The sequence below is a fragment of the Streptomyces candidus genome (genome assembly GCF_014207445.1).
GTDB lineage: Bacteria > Actinomycetota > Actinomycetes > Streptomycetales > Streptomycetaceae > Streptomyces > Streptomyces candidus.
The window spans coordinates 52,524-75,881 of the sequence record NZ_JACHEM010000008.1; the positions used below are offsets into that span (position 1 = coordinate 52,524).

Here is a 23,358-nt window from a genome sequence, read left to right on the forward strand (position 1 = left end):
GGACGCCGATGCGCGCCCAGTTCGTCCTGTCGGAGATCGGTGTCGGTCTCCGCCGGAATCTCACGATGACCTTTGCCGTCATCGTCTCCGTGGCCCTCTCCCTCGCCCTGTTCGGCGGCGCGCTCCTGATGCGCGACCAGGCCAGCGAGATGAAGAGCTTCTGGTACGACAAGGTCAACATCTCGATCTACTTCTGCAACAAGAACGACGCGGAGACCGGCGTCCCGCAGTGCGGCAAGGGAGCGGTCACCGCCGACCAGAAGAAGCAGGTCGAGACCGACCTGAAGAAGATGGACGTCGTCGAGAGCGTCTTCTACGAGGACGCGGACCAGGCGTTCAAGCACTACAAGGAGCAGTTCGGCGACACCGCGATGGCGAACGTCATCACGCCGGACCAGATGCAGGAGTCCTTCCGCGTCAAGCTCAAGGACCCGCAGAAGTACAAGGTGGTGGCCACCGCCTTCGCGGGCCGTGACGGGGTGCAGTCCGTCGAGGACCAGCGCTCCATCCTCGACCAGCTCTTCGAGCTGATGGACGGCATGAACATCGCCGCGCTCTTCCTGATGGGCCTGATGCTCGTCATTGCGCTGATGCTGATCGTGAACACCGTGCGGGTGTCCGCGTTCAGCCGGCGGCGGGAGACCGGCATCATGCGGCTGGTGGGCGCGTCGAGCTTCTACATCCAGGCGCCCTTCATCATGGAGGCCGCGGTCGCCGGACTCATCGGCGGCGCGTTCGCCTGCGTGCTGCTGGTCGTCGGCCGGTACTTCCTCATCGACCACGGCCTCGCGCTGGCGGACAAGATGGAGCTGGTGCAGTTCATCGGCTGGGACGCGGTCCTCACCAAGCTTCCGCTGGTCCTCGCGATCAGCCTCCTGATGCCCGCGCTGGCCGCCTTCTTCGCCCTGCGCAAGTACTTGAAGGTGTAGCTACGCCCCCACGGAGCGCCGCTCGTGCCTCCCGCGCCCCCCGTGCCCCGTACGGCAGTCATCCGTACGGGGCACGATTTTGTCCTACACTCGTCGCCATGCCAGGTCCGGTATGCGGAATCGGGCCCCGCGGGCTGTGTCGCGGGGCGGCCCTGACATTGGCCTTCGCGGGGGCGCTGGCCACCGTCTCGGTGACAGACCCCTTCTCGTACACGGCGAAGCCGCCCCCGCCGGCCGCGCGGCCCGCGGCCCGTAGCGTCCCCGCCGACGAGGCGGCCAGAGCCGCCGCCCAGGCGGTCGCCGACGGCAAGTCCGGCAAGGAGGCGGCCCGGGAGGCCGTCAGCCGCAGCGGCGACCGGTGGGGCGCGGTCTACGGCCCGGCCGAGTACCGGGAGTTCGCCCAGTCCCTGGACGGCCGGTACACCGGTGTCGGCCTGTGGGTCGAGGGGGCCGCCGACGGCCGCGTGCAGGTCGCCAGGGTGCAGCCGGGCTCGCCCGCCGCGAAGGCCGGTCTGCGGCGCGGGGACCGGCTCCGCAGCATCGACGGCACGCGCGTCGAGGGCCGGCCGGTCACCGAGGTGGTCGCCCTGCTGCGCGGCGGCCGCGAGGGCGACGGCGCGGGTACGCCGGTCGCTCTCGGCCTCCAGCGCGGCACGCGCGTGTGGACCGTGACGCTGCGCCGCGCCACCCTCGCCACCCAGGCCGTCCACGTCGAGCACCTCGCCGGCGGGGCGCTGCTGATCCGGGTGGCGTCCTTCACCAGAGGCTCCGGGGAGCAGGTGCGCCGGGCGGTCCGCGCGGCCCCCGAGGGCAAGGGCGTCCTGCTCGACCTGCGCGGCAACCCGGGCGGTCTGGTCGGCGAGGCGGTCACCGCCACCTCGGCGTTCCTCGACGGCGGCCTGGTGGCGACGTACGACGACCGGGGCAGGCAGCGGGCGCTGCACGCCAGGAGGGGCGGTGACACGGCGAGACCCGTGGTGGCACTCGTCGACGGCGGCACGATGAGCGCCGCCGAGCTGGCGGTGGGCGCGCTCCAGGACCGGGGCCGGGCGCTGACCGTCGGATCGCGCACCTTCGGCAAGGGCTCGGTGCAGAAGCCGAGCCGGCTGCCCGACGGTTCGGTGGCCGAGCTGACGGTCGGCCACTACCGCACTCCCGCCGGGCACAGCCTCGACGGCCGGGGCATCACGCCCGACCTCGCCGTCACCCAGCGGGCCCGGGAGCGGGCCCAGTCGGTATTGAGTGGCCTTCAGGGGGGCTCGTAGTGCGAAAATGACCGCACTATGGCTAAGGAAAAGGACCCCAAGCGCAAGATCATCGCGCAGAACAAGAAGGCCCGCCACGACTACACCGTGCTCGACACCATCGAGTGCGGCGTGGTGCTGATGGGTACCGAGGTGAAGTCCCTGCGGCTCGGCCGGGCGTCGCTGGTGGACGGCTTCGTGCAGATCGACGGCGGCGAGGCGTGGCTGCACAACATCCACGTGCCGCTGTACTCGCAGGGCACCTGGACCAACCACGCGGCCAGGCGCAAGCGCAAGCTGCTGATGCACCGGGCCGAGATCGACAAGCTGGAGTCCAAGTCCAACGAGAGCGGCCACACCATCGTGCCGCTCGCGCTGTACTTCAAGGACGGCCGGGTCAAGTGCGAGATCGCGCTCGCCAAGGGCAAGAAGGAGTACGACAAGCGTCAGACGCTCCGCGAGAAGCAGGACACCAGGGAGACGAACCGCGCGATCGCGGCGGTGAAGCGCAAGGAACGCGGGCAGCTGTAGGCCGGGCGCGGGTACCCGTGGGGCGGTTTCGAGGTCCGCGGGTAAATGGGTTGGCATCGTCGGACGTCGGTCACGTACGATGGCTACTGCACCCCACATGGTGATGGGGTCACACGGGACAGGGCAGCGTGAGCCGCCAGGTCCGCTTTGAAAAATCAACATGGGGATGATCGGTTTCGACAGCGGATGTCGAAGCAGGGGAAGCGTGTCGAGGAAGCGGCAATGATCTCGTTAACCATATGTCGCAACCAATAATCGCCAACACCAAGCGCGATTCCTTCGCCCTCGCTGCCTAAGTAGCGACTTGCGAAGTGTCAGCCCGGGGGTGATCCCGACCCGGATCCTGGCATCATCAAGGGATCTAAACTCCTAGGCCCGGTCACGGGACCTGGGAGGAAATCAAACAGTGACTGAGCCCGTCGGAGACTTGTCTGCGTGATCTCCGGGGCCGAGAAAATCGCAGCAGACTGCACACGGAGAAGCCCTGATTCTGCACCGTTGGACGCGGGTTCGATTCCCGCCATCTCCACAATTCCCATGGTTGAGCGAAGGCCCGACCGCCTCTGGCGGTCGGGCCTTCGTCGTGTCCGCGGCGTCGTGTCCGCGTCCGGGGCAGTGACTGTCGTATGCGTCACGTGACGTCTTATGTGCCCTAAAAATAGAGGGTAAATAGGGCAAGTCGGGCGCGGAATGATCGGTTCCGGGGCGCGCTATGTCATTGCTGTGTGACAACCGAGCACTCAAGCGAAGCAGTGCGACCCGCGTGCGCTACATTCGTCGTCCGGGTGCGGTGTGATAGGGACGCTTGGACGGGTGGGGGCCCGGGCCGACGGCAGTGTCCAGCGAGTCGCGCGCGCCCACCGATGCAATTCGTCAGTGGGGGATGTGCGAACAGCTGTGAACAACACGCAAAAGGGCGCCCAGACCGGGCAGACCCGCCAGATACGCCAGATACGTGACACGGACGACCGCACGATGCAGCTCGATTCCGTCGGGCCGCAGTTCGGAAAGGGCCCCGGCAACGCGCCCGTCATGCCGGAGCTGCCCGCCGAAGGCGGCGACGGCCCCGTGTTCGTCGACGAGAGCGGCCGCCGCGGCAAGAAGTTCCGCAGGCTCGGCTGGGTTCTGGGCGCCGTCTGCGCCTGTTACGCGGCGATGCTCGTCGCCTCCCTGATCGGGGGCAGTTCCATCGCCCCCGGACTGTTCCTCCCCGGCGTACCGACGGCCGAGGAGAAGGCGGACAAGGTGAAGTCGGAGCCCACCCCCGACCCGTCCGTACCGAAGCCCGACAGCATTCCCCCGGTCTCCGGCGACCAGCAGCCCGACCCCGGCGGCGCACTGGTGCCCGGGACCAACGACAAGGTCCCCGCGGGCGACGCCGAGAAGCCCGACCCCAAGGACTCCCCGGCCGGCACGAAGCCCCCCACCGTCCCCGGCAAGGCCGCGGGCGGGGCCGTCGCGGCGGGCGGAGCCGGTGCGGCAGCGGCCGGTGGTGCCGCGGCCGGTGGCGCCGCGGCGGGCGGTGCGCCCGGCGGCGGCGCGGGCACCCCGGGCGGTACACCCGGTGGCGGTACTCCCGGCGGGGGTACTCCCGGTGGCGCCGGTGCCGGAGACGCGGGCACGCCCGGTGGCGCCGGTGACGCGGACGCGGGCACGCCCGGTGGCGCCGGTGACGCGGACGCGGGCACACCCGGTGGCGCCGGTGATGCCGGTACACCCGGCGGCGCTGCGGACAGCGGAGCCGCGGACGGCGGCGAGACCCCGATCGACCCTCCCATTCCTCCGGTTCAGTAGAAGGCACGGCACGTAGATGTCCAACCCTCGCAGGCGTTCCTCGAAGGGCGCCCGCCGCGCTGCCGCGCGTACGCGTACGCGGCGGCGCTGGTTCCCCATGCGGTACCTGCTGCCTTCGCTGCTGCTCGTCGCCATGATGGCGATGCTGATGCTGCGCGGCTATGTCCACAGCGAATTCGACTCGGACCAGCGGGTCCGCCAGGCGATCGACTCCTTCACGGTGCCCAAGGAAATCCTCAAGGGCGGCCCCGTCATCGACGCGACGAAGCCCAAGGAGAAGCCGCCCGTCGCCCGGCACGTCCGCGACAAGCACATCGTCATCACCTTCGACGACGGCCCGGACCCGACGTGGACCCCGCGTGTCCTGGACAAGCTGAAGGAGCACAACGCCCGCGGCGTCTTCTTCGTCACCGGCACCATGACCACCCGCTACCCCGATCTGGTCAAGCGGATGGTGGACGAGGGCCACGAGGTGGGGCTGCACACGTTCAACCACCCGGACCTCTCGTACAAGACCAGGAACGGCATCGACTGGCAGTTCTCCCAGAACCAGCTCGCCCTGGCCGGAGCGGCAGGTGTGCACAGCTCGCTGTTCCGTCCGCCGTACTCCTCCACCGCCAGCGCCTTCGACGACGCCAACTGGCCGGTCGCCCAGTACGTCGGCGAGCTCGGTTACCTCACCGTGGTCAACGACACCGACTCCGAGGACTGGAAGCGCCCCGGGGTCAAGGAGATCCTCAAGCGGGCCACGCCCAAGGGCACCAAGGGCACCGTCGTCCTGATGCACGACTCCGGCGGCGACCGCTCGCAGACCGTGGCGGCGCTGGACCAGTTCCTGCCGGACATGCAGAAGCGCGGCTTCAAGTTCACCAACCTGACCGAGGCGCTCGGCGCACCGACCGCGCACACCCCGGTCACCGGGCTCGAACTGTGGAAGTCCAAGGCGTTCATCGCCGCGATCTACGTCTCCGACCACGTCACCGAGGTCCTGACGGTCGGGCTCGCCATCGTCGGCTCGCTCGTCATCGCCCGCTTCGGACTGATGCTGATCCTCTCCTTCGCGCACGCCCGCAAGGTCAGGAAGCGCAACTTCCGCTGGGGGCCGCAGATCACCAGGCCGGTCACGGTACTGGTGCCCGCGTACAACGAGCGCGAGTGCATCGCCAACACCGTCCGCTCGCTGATGTCCAGCGACCATCCGATCGAGGTCATCGTCATCGACGACGGCTCGACGGACGGCACCGCCGACATCGTCGAGCAGATGCGGATCCCCAATGTCCGGGTGGTCCGCCAGCAGAACTCGGGCAAGCCCGCCGCGCTCAACAACGGCATCCGGCACGCCCGTTACGACATCATCGTGATGATGGACGGCGACACCGTCTTCGAGCCGTCCACCGTGCGCGAGCTGGTCCAGCCGTTCGGCGACCCGCGCGTCGGCGCGGTCGCGGGCAACGCCAAGGTCGGCAACCGCGACTCGCTGATCGGCGCCTGGCAGCACATCGAGTACGTGATGGGCTTCAACCTGGACCGCCGGCTGTACGACATGCTCGGCATCATGCCGACCATCCCCGGCGCGATCGGCGCGTTCCGCGCCGACGCCCTGCACCGGGTCGGCGGCATGAGCGAGGACACCCTCGCCGAGGACACCGACATCACGATGGCGTTCCACCGCGAAGGCTGGAAGGTCGTCTACGCGGAGGACGCGCGCGCCTGGACCGAGGCGCCGGAGTCCGTGCAGCAGCTGTGGTCGCAGCGCTACCGGTGGTCGTACGGCACCATGCAGGCGATCTGGAAGCACCGCCGCGCGTTCATCGAGAAGGGCCCCTCGGGCCGCTTCGGCCGGATCGGCCTGCCGATCGTCTCGCTCTTCATGATCGTCTTCCCGCTGCTCGCCCCGCTGATCGACATCTTCCTGATCTACGGTCTGGTCTTCGGCCCGACCCAGAAGACGATCATCGCGTGGTTCGGTGTGCTGATGCTCCAAGTGGTCTGCGCGGCCTACGCGTTCCGGCTGGACAAGGAGAAGATGACGCACCTGCTGACCTTCCCGCTCCAGCAGATCCTTTACCGGCAGGTGATGTACGTCGTACTGCTCCAGTCCTGGATCACCGCCCTGACCGGCGGACGCCTGCGCTGGCAGAAGCTGCGCAGGACCGGTGTGGTCGAGGCGCCGGGGGCCCTGCCGGGCCAGCGGAACGACGCCCACGTCCCGCACGAGCAGGAGAGGTGGCCCGTCGGATGAGCCACGGACAGCCGGGTGCGTACGGCGAAGGCCGCCCCGAGGACGACGAGTACGACGCGGACGGGTTCCCGCGCAACCTGGACGGCCGCCCGGTCCCGCCGGCGCCCCAGCAGGGCGGCGGGGGCTGGCCGCAGGTGCGCAACAACCCCGGCCCCTCGATGTACGGCCAGGGCCGGCCGGGCAACGGCTACCCGCAGGCGAGCCAGTACCCGCAGGCGGGCGGCCCCCAGCAGGGCGGCTACGCCCCGCAGACCACCCAGGGCGGCTGGCCCCGCCAGAGCAACGCGGGGTACGCCGAGCAGGGCCACAACGGACAGGCGTACGGCAGCCAGGGGTACGGCGCACAGGGCGGCTACGCCGAGTCCGGCTACGCCACCCCGCCGGTGGACGCGACCGCGGCGTTCCCGCAGAACGCCGACTCCGGCTACCCCGACACGTACCCCGACAGCGGTCCCGCACGGTACGAGCCGCCGTCCGGGCAGCAGGAGGAGACTCCCGCCTTCGCCCGTGCCGCGGTCGGCGCGGCGACCCGCCAGCAGCCCGCCTGGGGGCGCGGCGCGGACGACGAGATGTCGTTCATCGACCCCTCGGGCGGCGTCGGTGTACTGGAGAGGCCGGACGGTCCCGAGGGTCCCGACGCGCCCGCCGCCGAGTCGGCGGCCGAGGCCCCGCCGAAGAAGCCCGGCCGCGACCGCTACCTCGACCTGCTGCGTTCCATCGCGCTGGTCCGCGTCGTGCTCTTCCACGTCTACAACCAGGCGTGGATGACCGTCGTCTTCCCGTCCATGGGCGTGATGTTCGCCCTGGCCGGCTCGCTGATGGCACGTTCGCTCGGCGCCAGGTCCGCGGGCAGCGTCATCAAGAGCCGAATACGGCGCCTGATGGTGCCGGTGTGGGTGTTCTCGATCGTCACCCTCGCGCTGATCTTCAACGGCGGCTGGAGGCCCGGCGCCGGCGAGGACGGCGACTCGATCATCTGGTGGTGGATCAAGCTCGCCTGGTGGTTCGTGCCGGTGGGCGCCCCGTCCGGGCCGTCCGAGGTCGGTTCGGACGGCGGACTGCTGGGCCTCGGCTGGGCGGAGCAGACCTCGGGTCCGCTCTGGTACATCCGCGCGTACCTGTGGTTCGTGGTGCTGTCGCCGCTGATGCTCAAGGCGTTCAAGAAGCTGCCGTGGGTGTCGATGCTGGCACCGCTCGGCCTCTCCCTCGTCATCGGCCTGGAACTGGTCAAGATCCCCGGCGAGACCGGCAACGCGATCAAGGACTTCTCCACCTTCGCGTCCTGCTGGATGCTCGGCTTCGCCCACAACGAGGGCACGCTCAAGAAGCTGAAGGCGTACATGATTCCGTCGTTCGCGGCGGTCCTGATGGCCCTCGGCCTGTGGTGGGCGGGCACGCACCCGGGCGAAGTGCCCTGGAACTTCGACGAGATCGCCCCGGCCAACGCCCTGTGGTCGCTCGGCTTCTGCGCGATCCTGCTGCACTACTCGCCGTCCTGGCAGGAACTCCCCGGAAAGCTCAAGGGCTTCGACACCCCGATCACCCTGGCCAACAACCGGGCCGTGACGATCTATCTCTGGCACGAGATGGCGATCATGCTCGCCATCCCGGTCATCGACCGGATGTGGGAGCTCGGGACGGTCCCGGTGATCGGCGAGATGATCAACTCGAACCTCGGGAAGCTGTACCAGGTCCTGATGTTCGTCCTCGCGTGGCCGCTGATCGCGGTGGCGATCGCGACGTTCGGCTGGGCGGAGGACGTCGCGGCGAAACGCAGGCCGAGGCTCTGGCCGAACGGCGCGAAGAAGAAGAGCGCGGCGGCCAAGAGCGGCTAGCGGGGCGCTCGCGGGAACCTCGGGAACGCAACGTCCCCGGGGCACCCGCGGTGCCTGTCGGCCCCGGCAACGCGCAAACGCCCGTTCGCCCCGGATCCGGGGCGAACGGGCGTTTCTCGTACGGTACGGGGATGATCCCCGCCGGCATCGAGATGCGCACCCCGACCGCCGCCGACGTACCCGCCCTCGCCGCGGCGTTCCGGCGCAATCGCGACCACCTGCGGCCGTGGGAGCCGCGACGCCCCGAGTCCTTCTTCACCGAGGAGGGCCAGGCGCGCCGTCTGGGGTCCCTGCTCGCGGACCGGGACGCGGGGCGGGCGGTGCCGTGGGTCCTCGTGGACGCCGAACGGGGGCTCCTGGTCGGCGCGTTCACCCTGACCAACGTGGTGCTCGGCCCGTTCCGCAGCGCGAACCTGGGCTACTGGGTCGACGGATCCTGCACGGGGCGCGGTCTCGCGACGGCCGCCGTCCGGCGGGTCTGCGACGCGGCCCGGGAGGAGACGGGGCTGCACCGGATCGAGGCGGCCACGCTGCTGACCAACGCGGCCTCGCAGCGGGTGCTGGAGAAGAGCGGGTTCGAGGAGATCGGGGTGGCGGGGCGGTACCTGCACATCGACGGGGAGTGGCGGGACCACCGGGTGTTCCAGCGGGTGCTTTTCGAAGGGGAGGGGCTGGTGGGGGGTGCGGGGGAGTAGGGCGGGTGCGGGTGCGGGTGCGGGTGCGGTGTGCGGGGTGCGGGTGGCGGGGCGTAGGGCCGGGGGAGCACCGTCCGGTGGGTCCGCCCCCTTGCCCGCCCGTTCCGCCCCCGGGGGGCGGCCCCGCCGCCCGAGGAGGCTGGCGTAGGGGTGGCCTTGCCGCCCGAGGGGCTGGCGTAGGGGTGGCCTCGTCGTCCGAGGAGGCTACGGGGGTCTGGCGGGGGGTGGAGGGGTTACGGGATGGGGTGGGGGCGGGCACTCTGGGGGCAGGGCGATTCCGGAGGGCATCGGCATGGGCGCGGGCGGTGTGGGCGGCACGTACACCTGGTGGTTCGACTCCGGGCGGGTCTGCCTGGACCTGCTCGCGACGCGCACCGGAGGTGAGGAGCGGCTGACCGGCCCGGCCCGGCTGGTCGGGTGGCTGACCGGCGCGGGGCTGGCCCCGGCCGGCACCCCGCTGCGGGGCGTCGACGCCGAATGGGTGGTGCGCTTCTGCCGACTCCGTGAGGGCGTACGCGAGTTGACGGAGACGGAGCGCTGCCCGGACGGCGCTCTGGAACAGGTGAACGCGCTCGCCGCCGCCGCCCCGCCCGCGCCCCGCGCCGTCCGCGCGCCCGACGGTTCGCTGACCTGCGTCCTGGTCGGCGAGCCCCGCTGCGAGCAACTCCTCGCCGCCGTCGCCCGGGACGCCGTGAGCCTGCTGACCGATTCCGCCGCCCGCGCCGCCCTGCGCCGCTGCGAGGGCGACAACTGCGGCCGCCTGTACCTCGATTCGTCCCGCGGACGCCGTCGCCGCTGGTGCTCCAGCGAGGTGTGCGGCAACCGCGAACGCGTGGCCAGGCACCGTCGGCGCGCGGCCGTGGCGGCACAGCCCTGACGGAGGCACCGGACAGGCGTACGGGACCAGGTGCGGAGACCCGCTCGCGGCGGGCGCGCGAGGCGTGCGTACACCTCGTACGGAAAGAATCTTGCGCCCCCGCTGAGTCGTGTGCACCCGCCGCCGCGTATGGGAGGTCGAGGAAGACCGCGAAGGTCTCGACCGGGAGGTTCACCGTGCGCGAGGATGCCGCCGTGGCCGATGACCGTCCGCCCAGGGCCCGGCATCGCAGCACGCGAGGTTCGTCCCAAACCCCCTCGAAGGAGGAGGAGTTGATGCGGGCCCTGTACCGCGAGCACGCGGGCCCGCTGCTCGCCTTCGTGCTGCGGCTGGTCGCCGGTGACCGCCAGCGCGCCGAGGACGTCGTGCAGGAGACGCTCATCCGTGCCTGGAAGAACGCCGGTTCGCTCAACCGGGCCACCGGCTCCGTCCGACCCTGGCTGGTGACGGTCGCCCGTCGCATCGTCATCGACAACCACCGCAGCCGGCAGGCCCGGCCGCAGGAAGTCGAACCGTCGCCGCTGGAGGTCATGCCCGCGGAGGACGAGATCGACAAGGCGTTGTGGCTGATGACCCTCAGCGATGCACTGGACGACCTGACCCCGGCGCACCGGGAAGCGCTCGTCGAGACCTACTTCAGAGGACGTACGGTCGGCGAGGCGGCCGAGGTGCTCGGCGTACCCAGCGGGACGGTGCGGTCCCGGGTCTTCTACGCACTGCGCTCGATGAAGCTGGCGCTCGAGGAACGAGGAGTGACGGCATGAGCAGGAGTGACGGCATGAACGTCCCCGAGGGGGAGTCCGTCCACGACGCCGTCGCCGCCTACTCGCTCGGCGTTCTGGACGAGTACGAGGCCGCCGCCTTCGAGACCCACCTCGCGGGCTGCGGCTACTGCGCCGCCCAGCTCGACGACCTGGCCGGCATGGCGTCCGTACTGGCCGCCCTCGCCGAACCGCCGGGCCCGCCGCGGGCGCTGACGAAGCCCGGACCTGCGCTGCTCGCGGGGCTCGTCGACGAGGTGGCCGCCCAGCGCGACCGGGCCGCCCGCCGCAGGCGACGCGGTCTGCGCCTGGCCGCGGCCGCCGCGGCGGTGGTGATCGGCGGCTCCGGCGCGGCCGTCGTCGCGGCGGCGCACGACGGCGCCGCACCGCCCGCCCGCGCCCTCCCCGCACCCCGCCCCACCAGCCCCGCCGAGGACGCCTTCTTCCACCACATGACCAGGAAAACGGAGGCCACCGACCCGGCGACCGGGGTCGGCGCCGCGGTCGGCACGGAGGCCAAGGGCTGGGGCACCCACGCCGTCCTGGAACTGAGGAACGTCAGGGGCCCGCTGAAGTGCAGCCTGATCGCCGTCGCCAAGAACGGCGACGAGGAGGTCGTGACCAGCTGGACGGTCCCGAAGTGGGGGTACGGAATCCCAGGCAGCACCCACAGCGGAGCCAGGAAGCCGCTGTACGTCCACGGCGGCGCCGCGATGGACCGCGGCGACATCGACAGGTTCGAGGTCCGGACATTCGACGGCAAACCGCTGGTGAAAGTCGACGCCTGACATAGCCGCCCCCTTCGCGTACGGTTGACGGCTGCCCAGTGCACGTCAGAAGGGGGCCTCGGTGGCCGCGCAGGATGCCGCTGTCGATTCGGTCCGCGACCGGGAAATCGGCGTGGAACAGGATCATCTGGATCAGGTGTACCGCCGTCTTGAGGAGAAGATCCACGAGGCCGAGTTCCTGATGAACGACGCCGCCAAGCGGGGTCAGGTCGGTACGCCCGGCGCGCTCGCCGAGCGCGACGCGCAGGTCTTCCGGGCGGGGGTGCACCTCAACCGTCTCAACAACGAGTTCGAGGACTTCCTCTTCGGCCGGATCGACCTGCTGCACGGCAAGGACGGCAAGAAGGGCCCGGACGGCGCGTTCACCTCCGTGGAGCCCGCCGACGACGCCGTACGGGAGGACGCGGAGGGCGCCCCGGTCGCCGAGATCGGCGAGACGCTGCACATCGGCCGGATCGGCGTGCTCGACTCCGACTACGCCCCGCTGGTCATCGACTGGCGCGCCCCGGCCGCCGCGCCGTTCTACCGCTCCACGCCCAAGGACCCGGGCCGGGTCGTGCGACGCCGGGTCATCCGGTCCAAGGGCAGACAGGTGCTGGGCGTCGAGGACGACCTGATGCGGCCCGAGCTGACCGCGCACCTCGACGGCGAGAAGCTCGCCGTGATCGGCGACGGCGCGCTGATGGCCGCCCTCGGGCAGGCCCGCAGCCACACCATGCGCGACATCGTCTCCTCCATCCAGGCTGAGCAGGACATGGTGATCCGGGCGCCCGCCGCCTCCGTCACCGAGGTCGCGGGCGGCCCCGGCACCGGCAAGACCGCCGTCGCCCTGCACCGCGCCGCCTACCTGCTCTACCAGGACCGGCGGCGGTACGCGGGCGGCATCCTGATCGTCTCGCCGACGCCGCTGCTCGTCTCGTACACCGAGGGCGTGCTGCCCTCGCTCGGCGAGGAGGGCCAGGTGGCGATCCGTGCGCTGGGCTCGCTGGTCGACGGCGCCGAGGCCACCTCGTACGACGAACCGCACATCGCCCGCATCAAGGGCTCCTCGCGGATGCTCAAGGTGCTGCGCAAGGCCGCCCGGGGGGCCCTGGAGGCACCCGTGACGGCTGTGGCGCAGGAGGAGGGGCAGCTGTCCTTCGGGGACTTCGACGACTTCGACGAGCCCGGAGACGAGCCCGGCGCCCGGCCCGCCGTCCGCACCGACATGCTGCGCGTCGTCGCCTTCGGCTCCCGCCTGGAGCTGGAGGCCGCCGAGCTCCAGCGCATCCGGGAGAACGCCCTCAGCGGCACCGCCCCCGTCAACCTGCTGCGCCCGCGCGCCCGCAAGCTCCTGCTGGACGCCCTCTGGTCGAAGTCCGGCGGCCGGGGCCGGCACACCGACCCGGAACTCGCCGCCGAGCTGCGCTCCTCCTTCGACGAGGACGTCTCCTCCGAGGACTCCTTCCTGGCCTTCCTGAACGCCTGGTGGCCCGAGCTGACGCCGCGGGGCGTCCTCGCCGCGATGGGTGACGAGAAGCGCCTGGGACGCTGGGCACGGCGCATCCTGACCCCGCGCGAGGTGCGCCAGCTGGCCCGCTCCCTGGGGCGCGAGGAGCTGTCCGTCCACGACGTGGCCCTGCTCGACGAACTCCAGCTCCTGCTGGGCACACCCGCCCGCCCCAAGAAGAAGCGCGAGTACGACCCGCTGGACGCCCTGACCGGGCTCGAAGAGCTGATGCCGCAGCGCGAGGAGACCCAGTGGGAGCGCGCGGAACGGCTGGCGGCGGAGCGCACCGAGTACGCGCACGTCATCGTCGACGAGGCGCAGGACCTCACGCCCATGCAGTGGCGGATGGTCGGCCGACGCGGACGCACCGCCACCTGGACGATCGTCGGCGACGCCGCCCAGTCCTCCTGGACGGACCCCGAGGAGGCCGCCGAGGCACGCAACGAGGCGCTGGGCTCCCGCCCCCGCCGCAAGTTCGAGCTGACGGTCAACTACCGCAACCCCGCCGAGATCGCCGAGCTCGCCGCCAAGGTGCTGGCCCTGGCCGCTCCCGGGATGCGGTCGCCGCGGGCGGTGCGGTCGACGGGCGTGGTGCCCCGCTTCGTGACTGCCGGGGACCTGGAGTCCTCCGTACGCGAGGAGGCCCGGCGGCTCCTGGAGCGGGTGGACGGCACCGTCGGCGTCGTCGTCGCCATGAACCGCCGCGCTCAGGCCGCGCGCTGGCTCGCGGAGCTGGGGGACCGGGTGGTGGCGCTCGGCAGCCTGGAGGCCAAGGGGCTGGAGTACGACGCGACGGTCGTCGTCTCCCCGGCGGAGATCGCCGAGGAGTCACCGGCGGGACTGCGGGTGCTGTACGTGGCGCTGACGCGGGCGACGCAGCAGCTCACGGTGGTGTCGGGCAAGCGGGACGACCCGGACGGACAGGGGGTCCCGGCGCTGCTGCGGGACTGAAGCCGGGTCAACTCCCCGCACGGATGTCACTTCAAGGGAGTACGGGCACTTCCGTGGAGGGTTTGTTAGGCTCGAACGTGACACCGGCTCGATCCAAGCCCCCGGGCCCAACCTTAGTCGCTTCGAGCGACCACTTGCCGCGAGGCGAGCATGGCGGGCCGGTGTCGCCCACACGTGAAGACGAACAGGTCCGGAGCGCTCCCCCAGCGCTCCGGACCTGTTCGTTTGGGCCTCCGCGGGGCTACCGCTCCACCATGGGTTTCTCGTATGGTGGAAAAGAGTTTCCAAAAGCGGGGCTCTTATTACCTGCTACCCGCCGGTAGGTGCGACGATCGGACTGCCCCGCGGGCCTGTCGGCCACGGCGGGGCAGCAAAGAAGCCAGTGAAAGCAGAGGAAGTCGGCCATGGCAACGGCGCCCAGCGTCTCGTACTCGATGACGGTCCGACTGGAGGTCCCCGCCAGCGGGACCTCGGTCAGCCAGCTCACCTCGGCCGTCGAAGCCTCCGGCGGCTCCGTGACCGGCCTCGACGTCACCGCATCCGGGCACGAGAAGCTGCGGATCGACGTCACGATCGCCGCCTCCTCGACCTCGCACGCGGACGAGATCGTCGAGAAGCTGCGCGGCGTCGACGGAGTCGTGCTCGGGAAGGTCAGCGACCGTACCTTCCTGATGCACCTCGGCGGCAAGATCGAGATGTCGTCCAAGCATCCCATCCGCAACCGCGACGACCTCTCGATGATCTACACCCCGGGCGTCGCCCGCGTCTGCACGGCCATCGCGGAGAACCCCGAGGACGCGCGCCGCCTCACCATCAAGCGCAACACCGTCGCGGTCGTCACCGACGGCTCCGCGGTGCTCGGCCTCGGCAACATCGGCCCGATGGCGGCCATGCCGGTCATGGAGGGCAAGGCGGCCCTGTTCAAGCGGTTCGCCGACATCGACGCCTGGCCGATCTGCCTGGACACCCAGGACACCGACGCCATCGTCGAGGTCGTCAAGGCCATCGCCCCCGGCTTCGCGGGCATCAACCTGGAGGACATCTCCGCGCCCCGCTGCTTCGAGATCGAGGCCCGGCTGCGCGAGGCGCTGGACATTCCGGTCTTCCACGACGACCAGCACGGCACGGCCATCGTGGTGCTCGCCGCGCTGACGAACGCGCTGCGGGTGGTGGGCAAGTCCGTCGGTGACGTGCGGGTGGTCATGTCCGGCGCCGGCGCGGCCGGTACGGCCATCCTCAAGCTGCTGATCGCCGCGGGCGTCAAGCACGCCGTCGTCGCCGACATCCAGGGCGTGGTGCACGCCGGCCGCGAGGACCTGGTGGCCGCCGACCCCGAGTCCCCGCTGCGCTGGATCGCCGACAACACCAACCCCGAAGGGATGACGGGCACCCTCAAGCAGGCTGTCGTCGGTGCGGACGTCTTCATCGGCGTGTCCGCTCCGAACGTCCTGAACGGGGACGACGTGGCGGCCATGGCGGACGGCGCGATCGTGTTCGCGCTCGCGAACCCCGACCCCGAGGTCGAGCCGTCGGTCGCCCGTCAGACGGCGGCGGTCGTGGCCACCGGCCGCTCCGACTTCCCGAACCAGATCAACAACGTGCTGGTCTTCCCCGGCGTCTTCCGCGGCCTGCTCGACGCGCAGTCCCGCACCGTCAACACGGAGATGATGCTGGCCGCCGCGACGGCCCTCGCGAACGTCGTCTCCGAGGACGAGCTGAACCCGAACTACATCGTCCCCTCGGTCTTCAACGACAAGGTCGCCGGAGCCGTCGCGGACGCCGTGCGCACCGCCGCGAAGGCCGCCGGGACGACTGTGACGGGTTCCACGTCCGTCTGACGCACGGCGCGTCGCGGTTCGCGGCGTATCCGGGGCACATCTAGGGTGGCGGGCAATGAGTCGGCAGCCCCCGGCGCCCCCGGGGCGCCGGTCAGCTGCGGCCCGTGAACAGTCCGACACAGCGAGTCGACGGAGCGCCACCACAGGCGAGGCAGTGGCGCTCTCCAGGGGCCTTCCAAGTGGCCTTCGGGTGACTCCGGCGGGTGCCGGATTGGCTTTCCCGCCGCTGGTGGGGGCAGGATGCGTAACCGGGCGCGAGGGTCTGACACCAGACCCGGGTCCGGGGACTGTCCTAGAGCCCTGGCAGCATCGGCTTCGCTGTGCCCAACATGCGGCTCCGCCGCGTGGCACGCCTCACAGGCAAGAAGAACACGGGAGTAACAACATGAACCGCAGTGAGCTGGTGGCCGCCCTGGCCGACCGCGCCGAGGTGACCCGCAAGGACGCCGACGCCGTGCTGGCCGCGCTCGCCGAGACCGTCGGCGAGATCGTCGCCAAGGGCGACGAGAAGGTCACCATCCCCGGCTTCCTGACCTTCGAGCGCACCCACCGTGCCGCTCGTACCGCTCGTAACCCGCAGACCGGCGACCCGATCCAGATCCCGGCCGGCTACAGCGTGAAGGTCTCCGCGGGCTCCAAGCTCAAGGAAGCCGCCAAGGGCAAGTAACACCCGCCGAGGCGTTCAGGTGCCTCGGTGGAACCACAGGGGGCGACCGTCCGGAACACGCCGGGCGGCCGCCCCCTGTGGCATGTCCCGGGGCTTTTGCGCCCCGGAACCCGCGATCCCTCCCGGTACGGGCCGGAGGCTTCCCGTCCGGAACCGGAGTGATCACCTCCGTACGGCCGTACAAGCCGCGCGCACGGGCCGCGGGGCCCCTCGGGCGACCGAGAGGGCTCCGGGCTCGTCAGAGGGGCCGTCAGAGCCGCGGGGCGACACCGGCGGAACGGGCCCCTGGGGCCTCCGGTGCCGCAGGGACACCGGAGGCGTGCGGGCCGCATCAACGGCGATGCCGCCGTGGCGCACGCGGTCACGGGCGTTGACGGCCCTGACGGGGTGTCGGATCGTAGGTGGGGACGGGCCGCACCCGGCCGGGACGTTCCGAGCGGGACGGACGCACCGGCGGGGACGGGCGTGCTGGAGTGGCCGGGGGGCAGCATGGGAACGGACGACCGAAGAGACGCAGCGCAGGAGCCGTCCGGTGCCGAGAGGGGGCGGCAACAGCCGTCGGACGCCCCAGGACCGCCGCCGCCTCCCCACACCCCGCCGCCGCCCACAACTCCTCCGGCTGCCGTGGTCCCGCCGCTCGATTTCGGGCCGCCGCCCTCCGCACCTCCCGCGGCGCCGACATCGGGACACGGCGGGCACACCGCGCCGGGGACGGGTGCGCCGCCGTACGGGGCGTACGGGGCTCCGCCGCCTCCCGGACGGCCACCCACCGCCGGGCCGCCGCCCGAGGCGGATCCTGGCCGGGCGGTCGCCGCCGGACTGCTGAACCTGTCCGGGCTGGGGCTCGGGTACGTACTGCTGCGCCAGTGGGCCGGGGCCGCCGTGTGCGTCGCCGCGACCGCCGCACTGCTCGCCCTCGCGCTGCCCGCCGACGTGCGCGGCGTACCCGGCTGGGCGGTCGCCTGCTACGCCGTGCTGCTCCTGCTCGCCGCCGCCGACGGGGCGCGGAGAGGACTGCGTGCCCGCACGGCCCTCGCGGTGCGGCCGGCCGTCGCCGTGGTGGCGGGCGTGGCCCTGCTGGCCGTGCCCGCGAGCGGGGTCGTGCTGTACCGCGGGGCGCAGGCCGAGGCCGTCGAGGAGATGCTGCTCGCCCGGCTCGCGGCGGCCGACGCGCTGGTGCTCCCGGCCGACGGCACGTCGTACGGGAGCCAGGACGAGGAGCGCTACGGCAGAGCCCTGGGCGCGTACCGCCAGCTCGCCGCGGAGCACGGCGGGTCGCGTGCCGCCAAACTGGTCCCGGACCGGCTCGACGCGTTCTACCGGGCGGTGGCCGCCCCGTACGCCAAGCGTGAATACTGCGCCTCGGTACGGCCGTTGCAGTACCTGCGGACGGTGCCGGACAAGGTCGGCGGGACGCTGCCGGCCAAGCTGGCCGGCTGGCCGGACGCGCCGCTGGCGACGTCGCTCTACGAGTGCGATTGGGCAAGCTCGGCACGGCGCAGGGCGGTTCGGCGGGCACCGGCGGCGAACTGGCCGAACTGCGCAGGACGTTCCCCGACTCCGAACAGGCCTCGCGGGTCGTGCCCGCGATCCGCACCAGGGTCGGCGCGCACCGGCAGGCGCTCGGCGGCGAGGACCCCTGCCCGGCGGTCGCCGAGCTCGGCCGGATCGGCGACACCGTCGGGGCGTGGGACGGCGCGGACGCCGAGGGACTGCGCACGGAGACCGGCACGGCGGTCGAGAACGGGACGTACTCCTGCGGTCTCGACCAGTTCCGCGACAAGAAGTTCGGCGAGGCGCGCGCGACCCTGTCCGCCTTCGCCGCCAGGTACGGCGGCAACGGGAACGCGGCGCGCGCCCGTTCCGTCGCCGTCGCCGCGGAGATCGCGACCGCCCAGCCGGGTGCCGGGCGCGCACTGCCCGCGACCGGGACACCGGGCGGCGGGCGGATGTCCTACGTCGTGTCCAACGACTCGTCCCGCGAGACCGTCGTGCTGTACACGGGCCCGGTCACCGGGACCTTCACGCTCCCCGCGTGCGCCGGCTGCGCACCGTACCCGCGTGGCACGCCGAGCAGGAACACCTGCAAGGACAGCAGCAGGAACTACCCGAAGCGCACGCTGTCGCTGCCCGCGGGGACGTACTACTTCGCGTCCAAGTCGCAGGGCCGGCCGGTGACCCGCGAGGCGAGCACCGAGTCGCAGGTCAGGCCCGGATACACCTACACGCTGTGCACCTACGTCACCCCGCGGACCTTCCCGGGGCTGCCGGAGCTTCCCGGGCCGACGGGGACCGGAGCGGGGCGGGTGCCCTGACACGGCGACGCCGGGGGCGGCCACCGGAAAGTGCGGTGACCGCCCCCGGCGACATGCGGGCCATGGGGGAGGGGCGGCGGTCAGACGAGCGCGCCGCCCGGCAGCTCGACCTTCGCACCGAGCTTCTCCAGCTTCTCCATGAAGTTCTCGTAGCCCCGGTTGATCAGGTCGATGCCGTGCACCCGGCTCGTGCCCTGGGCGGCCAGAGCCGCGATCAGGTACGAGAAGCCGCCGCGCAGGTCGGGGATGACCAGGTCGGCGCCCTCAAGCTTGGTCGGGCCCGAAACGACGGCCGAGTGCAGGAAGTTGCGCTGGCCGAACCGGCAGTCGGAGCCGCCCAGGCACTCGCGGTAGAGCTGGATCTGCGCGCCCATCTGGTTCAGCGCGGAGGTGAAGCCGAGGCGCGACTCGTACACCGTCTCGTGGACGATGGACAGGCCCGTCGCCTGGGTGAGGGCGACGACCAGCGGCTGCTGCCAGTCGGTCTGGAAGCCGGGGTGGACGTCCGTCTCCAGGGCGATGGACTTCAGCGCGCCGCCCGGGTGCCAGAACCGGATGCCCTCGTCGTCGATCTCGAAGGCGCCGCCGACCTTGCGGTAGGTGTTGAGGAAGGTCATCATCGAGCGCTGCTGGGCGCCGCGCACGTAGATGTTGCCCTCGGTGGCGAGCGCGGCCGAGGCCCAGGAGGCCGCTTCGAGGCGGTCCGGGAGCGCGCGGTGCGTGTAGCCGTCGAGCCGGTCGACGCCGGTGACGCGGATCGTGCGGTCGGTGTCCATGGAGATGATCGCGCCCATTTTCTGCAGGACGCAGATCAGGTCTTCGATCTCCGGCTCGACGGCCGCGTTGGACAGCTCGGTGACGCCCTCGGCGAGGACGGCGGTGAGCAGCACCTGTTCGGTGGAGCCGACCGAGGGGTACGGCAGACGGATCTTGCAGCCGCGCAGCCGCTGAGGGGCCTCCAGGTACTGGCCGTCCTCGCGCTTCTCGATGGTCGCGCCGAACTTGCGCAGCACCTCGAAGTGGAAGTCGATGGGGCGGCCACCGATGTCGCAGCCGCCGAGGCCGGGGATGAAGGCGTGCCCGAGGCGGTGCAGCAGCGGGCCGCAGAAGAGGATCGGGATGCGGGAGGACCCCGCGTGCGCGTCGATGTCGGCGACGTTCGCGGACTCGACGTGCGAGGGGTCGAGGATCAGCTCGCCCGGCTCGTCGCCGGGACGGACGGTCACCCCGTGCAGTTGCAGGAGCCCGCGTACGACGCGCACGTCGCGGATGTCGGGCACATTGCGCAGTCTGCTCGGACCGCTGCCGAGGAGGGCCGCGACCATCGCCTTGGGGACGAGGTTCTTGGCGCCGCGAACGCGGATCTCGCCCTCCAGCGGGGTGCCGCCGTGGACAAGCAGTACATCGTCTGTGCCGGTCATGTATCTCGCGTTCCGGAATCGTCGGACAGGGGGCAAGGGAAAGGGTAAGGGGCAGGTACCCCCGTTCCGTAAGTGAGAACGCGGTGGACGTACGTTCAGAATTCGCCACAACACGCTCTGGTCGGCGCGTATAAGCGGAGCGTTACCGTCAGTTTCTGTGGTGTTCTGCGCGCTCCCGCTGCTGCCGTGCGCCCTGAGCTGGGGGCCTTTTCCCGCCCCTGCCCACTCGCCGCCGGGTACGGAACTGCGGGATCATGTCGCGCATGACGGAGGTGTCCTCGCTCACAGGGCGGCTGCTGGTCGCCACGCCGGCACTCGCGGACCCGAACTTCGACCGGGCCGTGGTGCTGGTCATCGACCACGACGAGGCCGGTTCGCTCGGCGTGGTGCTCAACCGGCCCACCGCGGTCGGCGTCGACCGGATCCTCGCCCCGTGGGCGGACCTGGCGGGCGCGCCCGGGGTGGTCTTCCGGGGCGGGCCGGTCGCGCAGGACTCGGCGCTGGGCGTGGCGGTGGTCCCGGGGGCCTGCCGGCCGCCCGGGTCCCGGACGGGCGCGGGCGGGGCGGAGCCCGTCGGATGGCGGAGAGTGCACGGGTCGATCGGGCTGGTGGACCTGGACGCGCCGCCCGAACTGCTGGCGGCGGCCCTCGGCTCGCTGCGGATCTTCGCCGGATACGCCGGGTGGGGCCCCGGGCAACTGGAGGAGGAACTGGGCGAAGGGGCCTGGTACGCCGTGGATTCTGAGCCCGGGGACGTGTCCTCGCCCGAGCCGGAAGGGCTGTGGCGGGCGGTGCTGCGCAGGCAGCGGAGCGGGCTGGCGATGATCGCGACTTATCCGGACGATCCTTCGCTGAACTAGGCGAGGTCGTCGGCGTACGTCCCTTGTACCCTTGGCTCGTATGAGCACTCTTGAGCCCGAGCCCGAGCGCGGGGCAGGTACGGGGACACTTGTAGAGCCGGTTCCTCAGACGTCGCGAGGCGACGGGGACCACGAGCGGTACGCCCATTACGTCCAGAAGGACAAGATCATGGCGAGTGCCCTGGAGGGCACTCCCGTTGTGGCGCTCTGCGGCAAGGTGTGGGTGCCGGGGCGCGACCCGAAGAAGTACCCGGTCTGCCCGATGTGCAAGGAGATCTTCGAATCCCTTGGCGACAAGGGTGGCAAGGGCGGTAAGGACGGCAAGGGCGACAAGAAGTAGTTCTCCGCCTTTGACGGGTGGTCCGGCGACGGCCCCCGCGGTGCGCTTCGGCGTGTCGCGGGGGCCGTTTCGCGTGGACGGCCGCGCGGGAGGGCCTTGCGAGGGCGATTCCGGGGCGGTGGGCCCCGTGGTGCGTTTCCGGCGTGCCGCGGGGCCCTTTCGCGTTTCGGACCCGTCCGGGTCTTGTTCGGGTGCGGGCGCGGCTCTAGTCTCCTGCCTGTTGTGTTGTGCAGTACGAAACGTTCGTTGCGCGTGTTGCAACGGCACTGACTCGACAGGGGTACCCGTACATGAAGCGCACCGCCCTCGCTCGGACCCGACTGCCCGTGACGGCCCTGGTGTTCGCCTCCCTCGCCGTCGCCTCGTGCGCTCCGCAGACCTCCGGCGGGGGCGGGGGTGCCAAGGGCGACGAGAAGAGCGGCACGCTGCGGGTGTGGCTTTTCCAGGAAGTGGCCAACAAGCCCAAGGAGCAGGTTGTCGACCGGGCCGTCGCCGCCTTCGAGAAGGCCCACGCGGGTGCGAAGGTCGAGGTCGAGTACATACCCGTCGACACCAGGGCGCAGCGCATCAAGGCCGCGTTCAACGACCCGTCGAGCGCCCCCGACCTGATCGAGTACGGCAACACCGACACCGCCGGCTACGTCAAGGACGGCGGACTCGCCGACGTCAGCGCGGAGTTCGCGGCGTGGAACGAGGCGAAGGACACCGACCCGACGGCCAAGCAGTCCGTCACGGTCGACGGCAAGGTGTACGGGGCCCCGTTCTTCGTCGGCGTGCGCGCGCTGTACTACCGCACGGACGTACTGAAGGACGCCGGGGTCCAAGTGCCCACGTCGCAGGCGGAACTGATCGCGGCGGCGAAGGCCGTGCGCAAGGCGAAGCCGGACCTGTACGGACTCGCCGTGGGCGGCGCCTACACCTACGGGGCGATGCCCTTCGTGTGGGCGCACGGCGGCGAACTCGCCACCGGCGGCGGCTCCTCGTACAAGTCCGCCATCAACACCGAGGCCTCCCGCAAGGGCATCGCCGCGTACACCTCGCTGTTCGGCGACGACAACTGCCCCGCGCAGAAGTGCGCCAAGATGGGCGGCAACGACACCGTCACGGCTTTCGCGTCCGGCAAGGCGGCGATGGCGATCGGCGGCGACTTCAGCCACGCGGCCGTCGAGGCGGGCAAGGTCAAGGGCAAGTACGCGGTGGTGCCGCTGCCCGGCGTGGCGAAGGGCTCGGTGGCACCGGCCTTCGCGGGCGGCAACAACATCGGCGTACTGAAGAGCACGCCGCGCCGCACGCTCGCCGTGGAACTGATGAAGTCGCTGACGGCCAAGAAGACGCAGGGCGAACTCTTCGACGCGATGGGCTTTCTGCCGACGTACGGCGACGTGCGGGCCGCGGCCGCCAAGAAGGAACCCTTCGTCGAACCGTTCGTGAAGACGCTCGCCTCGGGCACCGAGTTCGTTCCCGCGTCGCCCGGCTGGGGCAAGATCGACGCCTCGCTGGTGCTGCCGACGATGTTCCAGCAGATCGTCAGCGGCAAGAAGGACGTGGCGGCGGCGTCCGACGAGGCGGCGAAGAAGATGGACGAGGCGTTCGGGAAGTGAGCCACCTGCCCGCACCCGCCTGTCCGCCGCTGCGCCGCGTGCCCGCACCGGGCCGCCTGCGCGTGCTCGGCCGAGTGCCCGTGCCTTGCCTCGTGCCTGCGCCTGGCCGGGTGCCCGGCCCGGCCCGCGTGCCCAACCCCGGTCGCACGCCCGTATTCGGCCGCGTGCCCGACTCCGGCC

At 71.3% G+C, this 23,358-nt stretch carries 18 protein-coding genes and 1 other RNA gene; 18 read left to right on the plus strand and 1 reads right to left on the minus strand.

What is annotated here, in order from left to right; all coding sequences use genetic code 11:
* The first annotated feature begins 8 nt into the window (after positions 1–8).
* From ftsX to HNQ79_RS33800, 15 genes are all read left to right on the plus strand, one after another.
* Positions 9–929, plus strand: coding sequence for a permease-like cell division protein FtsX (gene ftsX, locus HNQ79_RS16465; protein ID WP_185031710.1), 921 nt, complete (start codon positions 9–11; stop codon positions 927–929).
* Positions 930–1,027: 98 nt separating this feature from the next.
* Complete coding sequence (locus tag HNQ79_RS16470; protein ID WP_185031713.1) at positions 1,028–2,194, plus strand: S41 family peptidase; 1,167 nt, start codon at positions 1,028–1,030, stop codon at positions 2,192–2,194.
* Between the two features lie 18 nt (positions 2,195–2,212).
* Positions 2,213–2,704, plus strand: a complete 492-nt coding sequence (gene smpB, locus HNQ79_RS16475) for an SsrA-binding protein SmpB (protein ID WP_185031716.1) — start codon at positions 2,213–2,215, stop codon at positions 2,702–2,704.
* Between the two features lie 162 nt (positions 2,705–2,866).
* Positions 2,867–3,236: a transfer-messenger RNA gene (gene ssrA, locus HNQ79_RS16480) on the plus strand.
* A 365-nt stretch (positions 3,237–3,601) separates the two neighbouring features.
* Positions 3,602–4,498 (plus strand): hypothetical protein, encoded by an 897-nt coding sequence (locus HNQ79_RS16485; RefSeq protein WP_185031718.1) that lies wholly within the window; start codon positions 3,602–3,604, stop codon positions 4,496–4,498.
* Between the two features lie 16 nt (positions 4,499–4,514).
* Positions 4,515–6,740, plus strand: coding sequence for a bifunctional polysaccharide deacetylase/glycosyltransferase family 2 protein (locus HNQ79_RS16490; protein ID WP_185031721.1), 2,226 nt, complete (start codon positions 4,515–4,517; stop codon positions 6,738–6,740).
* The gene (locus tag HNQ79_RS16495) at positions 6,737–8,575 is read left to right on the plus strand and encodes an acyltransferase family protein (RefSeq protein ID WP_229923115.1); all 1,839 of its coding nucleotides are present in this window, start codon (positions 6,737–6,739) and stop codon (positions 8,573–8,575) included. Before HNQ79_RS16490 ends, HNQ79_RS16495 begins: the two co-directional genes overlap by 4 nt.
* Before the next feature lie 131 nt (positions 8,576–8,706).
* Positions 8,707–9,270, plus strand: coding sequence for a GNAT family N-acetyltransferase (locus HNQ79_RS16500; RefSeq protein WP_185031722.1), 564 nt, complete (start codon positions 8,707–8,709; stop codon positions 9,268–9,270).
* 292 nt (positions 9,271–9,562) lie between these two features.
* Positions 9,563–10,147 (plus strand): CGNR zinc finger domain-containing protein, encoded by a 585-nt coding sequence (locus tag HNQ79_RS16505; RefSeq protein WP_185031724.1) that lies wholly within the window; start codon positions 9,563–9,565, stop codon positions 10,145–10,147.
* A gap of 176 nt (positions 10,148–10,323) precedes the next feature.
* Positions 10,324–10,911, plus strand: a complete 588-nt coding sequence (locus HNQ79_RS16510) for a sigma-70 family RNA polymerase sigma factor (RefSeq protein ID WP_185031726.1) — start codon at positions 10,324–10,326, stop codon at positions 10,909–10,911.
* Entirely contained in the window at positions 10,908–11,696 is a 789-nt protein-coding gene (locus tag HNQ79_RS16515) for an anti-sigma factor family protein (protein ID WP_308437310.1), read from the plus strand. The genes HNQ79_RS16510 and HNQ79_RS16515 overlap by 4 nt, the downstream gene beginning before the upstream one ends.
* A 61-nt stretch (positions 11,697–11,757) precedes the next feature.
* A complete protein-coding gene (locus HNQ79_RS16520) occupies positions 11,758–14,136 on the plus strand; it encodes a HelD family protein (RefSeq protein ID WP_185031729.1) in 2,379 nt (792 codons plus the stop codon).
* Between the two features lie 404 nt (positions 14,137–14,540).
* Positions 14,541–15,974, plus strand: a complete 1,434-nt coding sequence (locus HNQ79_RS16525; RefSeq protein ID WP_185031731.1) for an NAD-dependent malic enzyme — start codon at positions 14,541–14,543, stop codon at positions 15,972–15,974.
* Positions 15,975–16,359: 385 nt separating this feature from the next.
* On the plus strand, positions 16,360–16,641 hold the full coding sequence (locus tag HNQ79_RS16530) for an HU family DNA-binding protein (protein WP_003954777.1): 282 nt from the start codon (positions 16,360–16,362) through the stop codon (positions 16,639–16,641).
* Positions 16,642–18,113: 1,472 nt separating this feature from the next.
* Positions 18,114–18,956 carry a hypothetical protein gene (locus HNQ79_RS33800; RefSeq protein ID WP_229923116.1) on the plus strand — a complete coding sequence of 281 codons (843 nt, stop codon included), beginning with the start codon at positions 18,114–18,116 and terminating at the stop codon, positions 18,954–18,956.
* Positions 18,957–19,036: 80 nt separating this feature from the next.
* On the opposite strand, the gene murA is transcribed toward HNQ79_RS33800, so the two are convergent.
* A complete protein-coding gene (murA, locus tag HNQ79_RS16540) occupies positions 19,037–20,377 on the minus strand; it encodes a UDP-N-acetylglucosamine 1-carboxyvinyltransferase (RefSeq protein WP_185031733.1) in 1,341 nt (446 codons plus the stop codon).
* Positions 20,378–20,640: 263 nt separating this feature from the next.
* On the opposite strand from murA, the gene HNQ79_RS16545 reads away from it, so the two are divergent.
* From HNQ79_RS16545 to HNQ79_RS16555, 3 genes are all read left to right on the plus strand, one after another.
* Positions 20,641–21,237 carry a YqgE/AlgH family protein gene (locus tag HNQ79_RS16545; protein ID WP_185031734.1) on the plus strand — a complete coding sequence of 199 codons (597 nt, stop codon included), beginning with the start codon at positions 20,641–20,643 and terminating at the stop codon, positions 21,235–21,237.
* 40 nt (positions 21,238–21,277) lie between these two features.
* A complete protein-coding gene (locus tag HNQ79_RS16550; protein WP_185031735.1) occupies positions 21,278–21,577 on the plus strand; it encodes a DUF3039 domain-containing protein in 300 nt (99 codons plus the stop codon).
* Positions 21,578–21,867: 290 nt separating this feature from the next.
* Positions 21,868–23,178, plus strand: a complete 1,311-nt coding sequence (locus HNQ79_RS16555) for an extracellular solute-binding protein (protein ID WP_185031736.1) — start codon at positions 21,868–21,870, stop codon at positions 23,176–23,178.
* Positions 23,179–23,358: the final 180 nt, after the last annotated feature.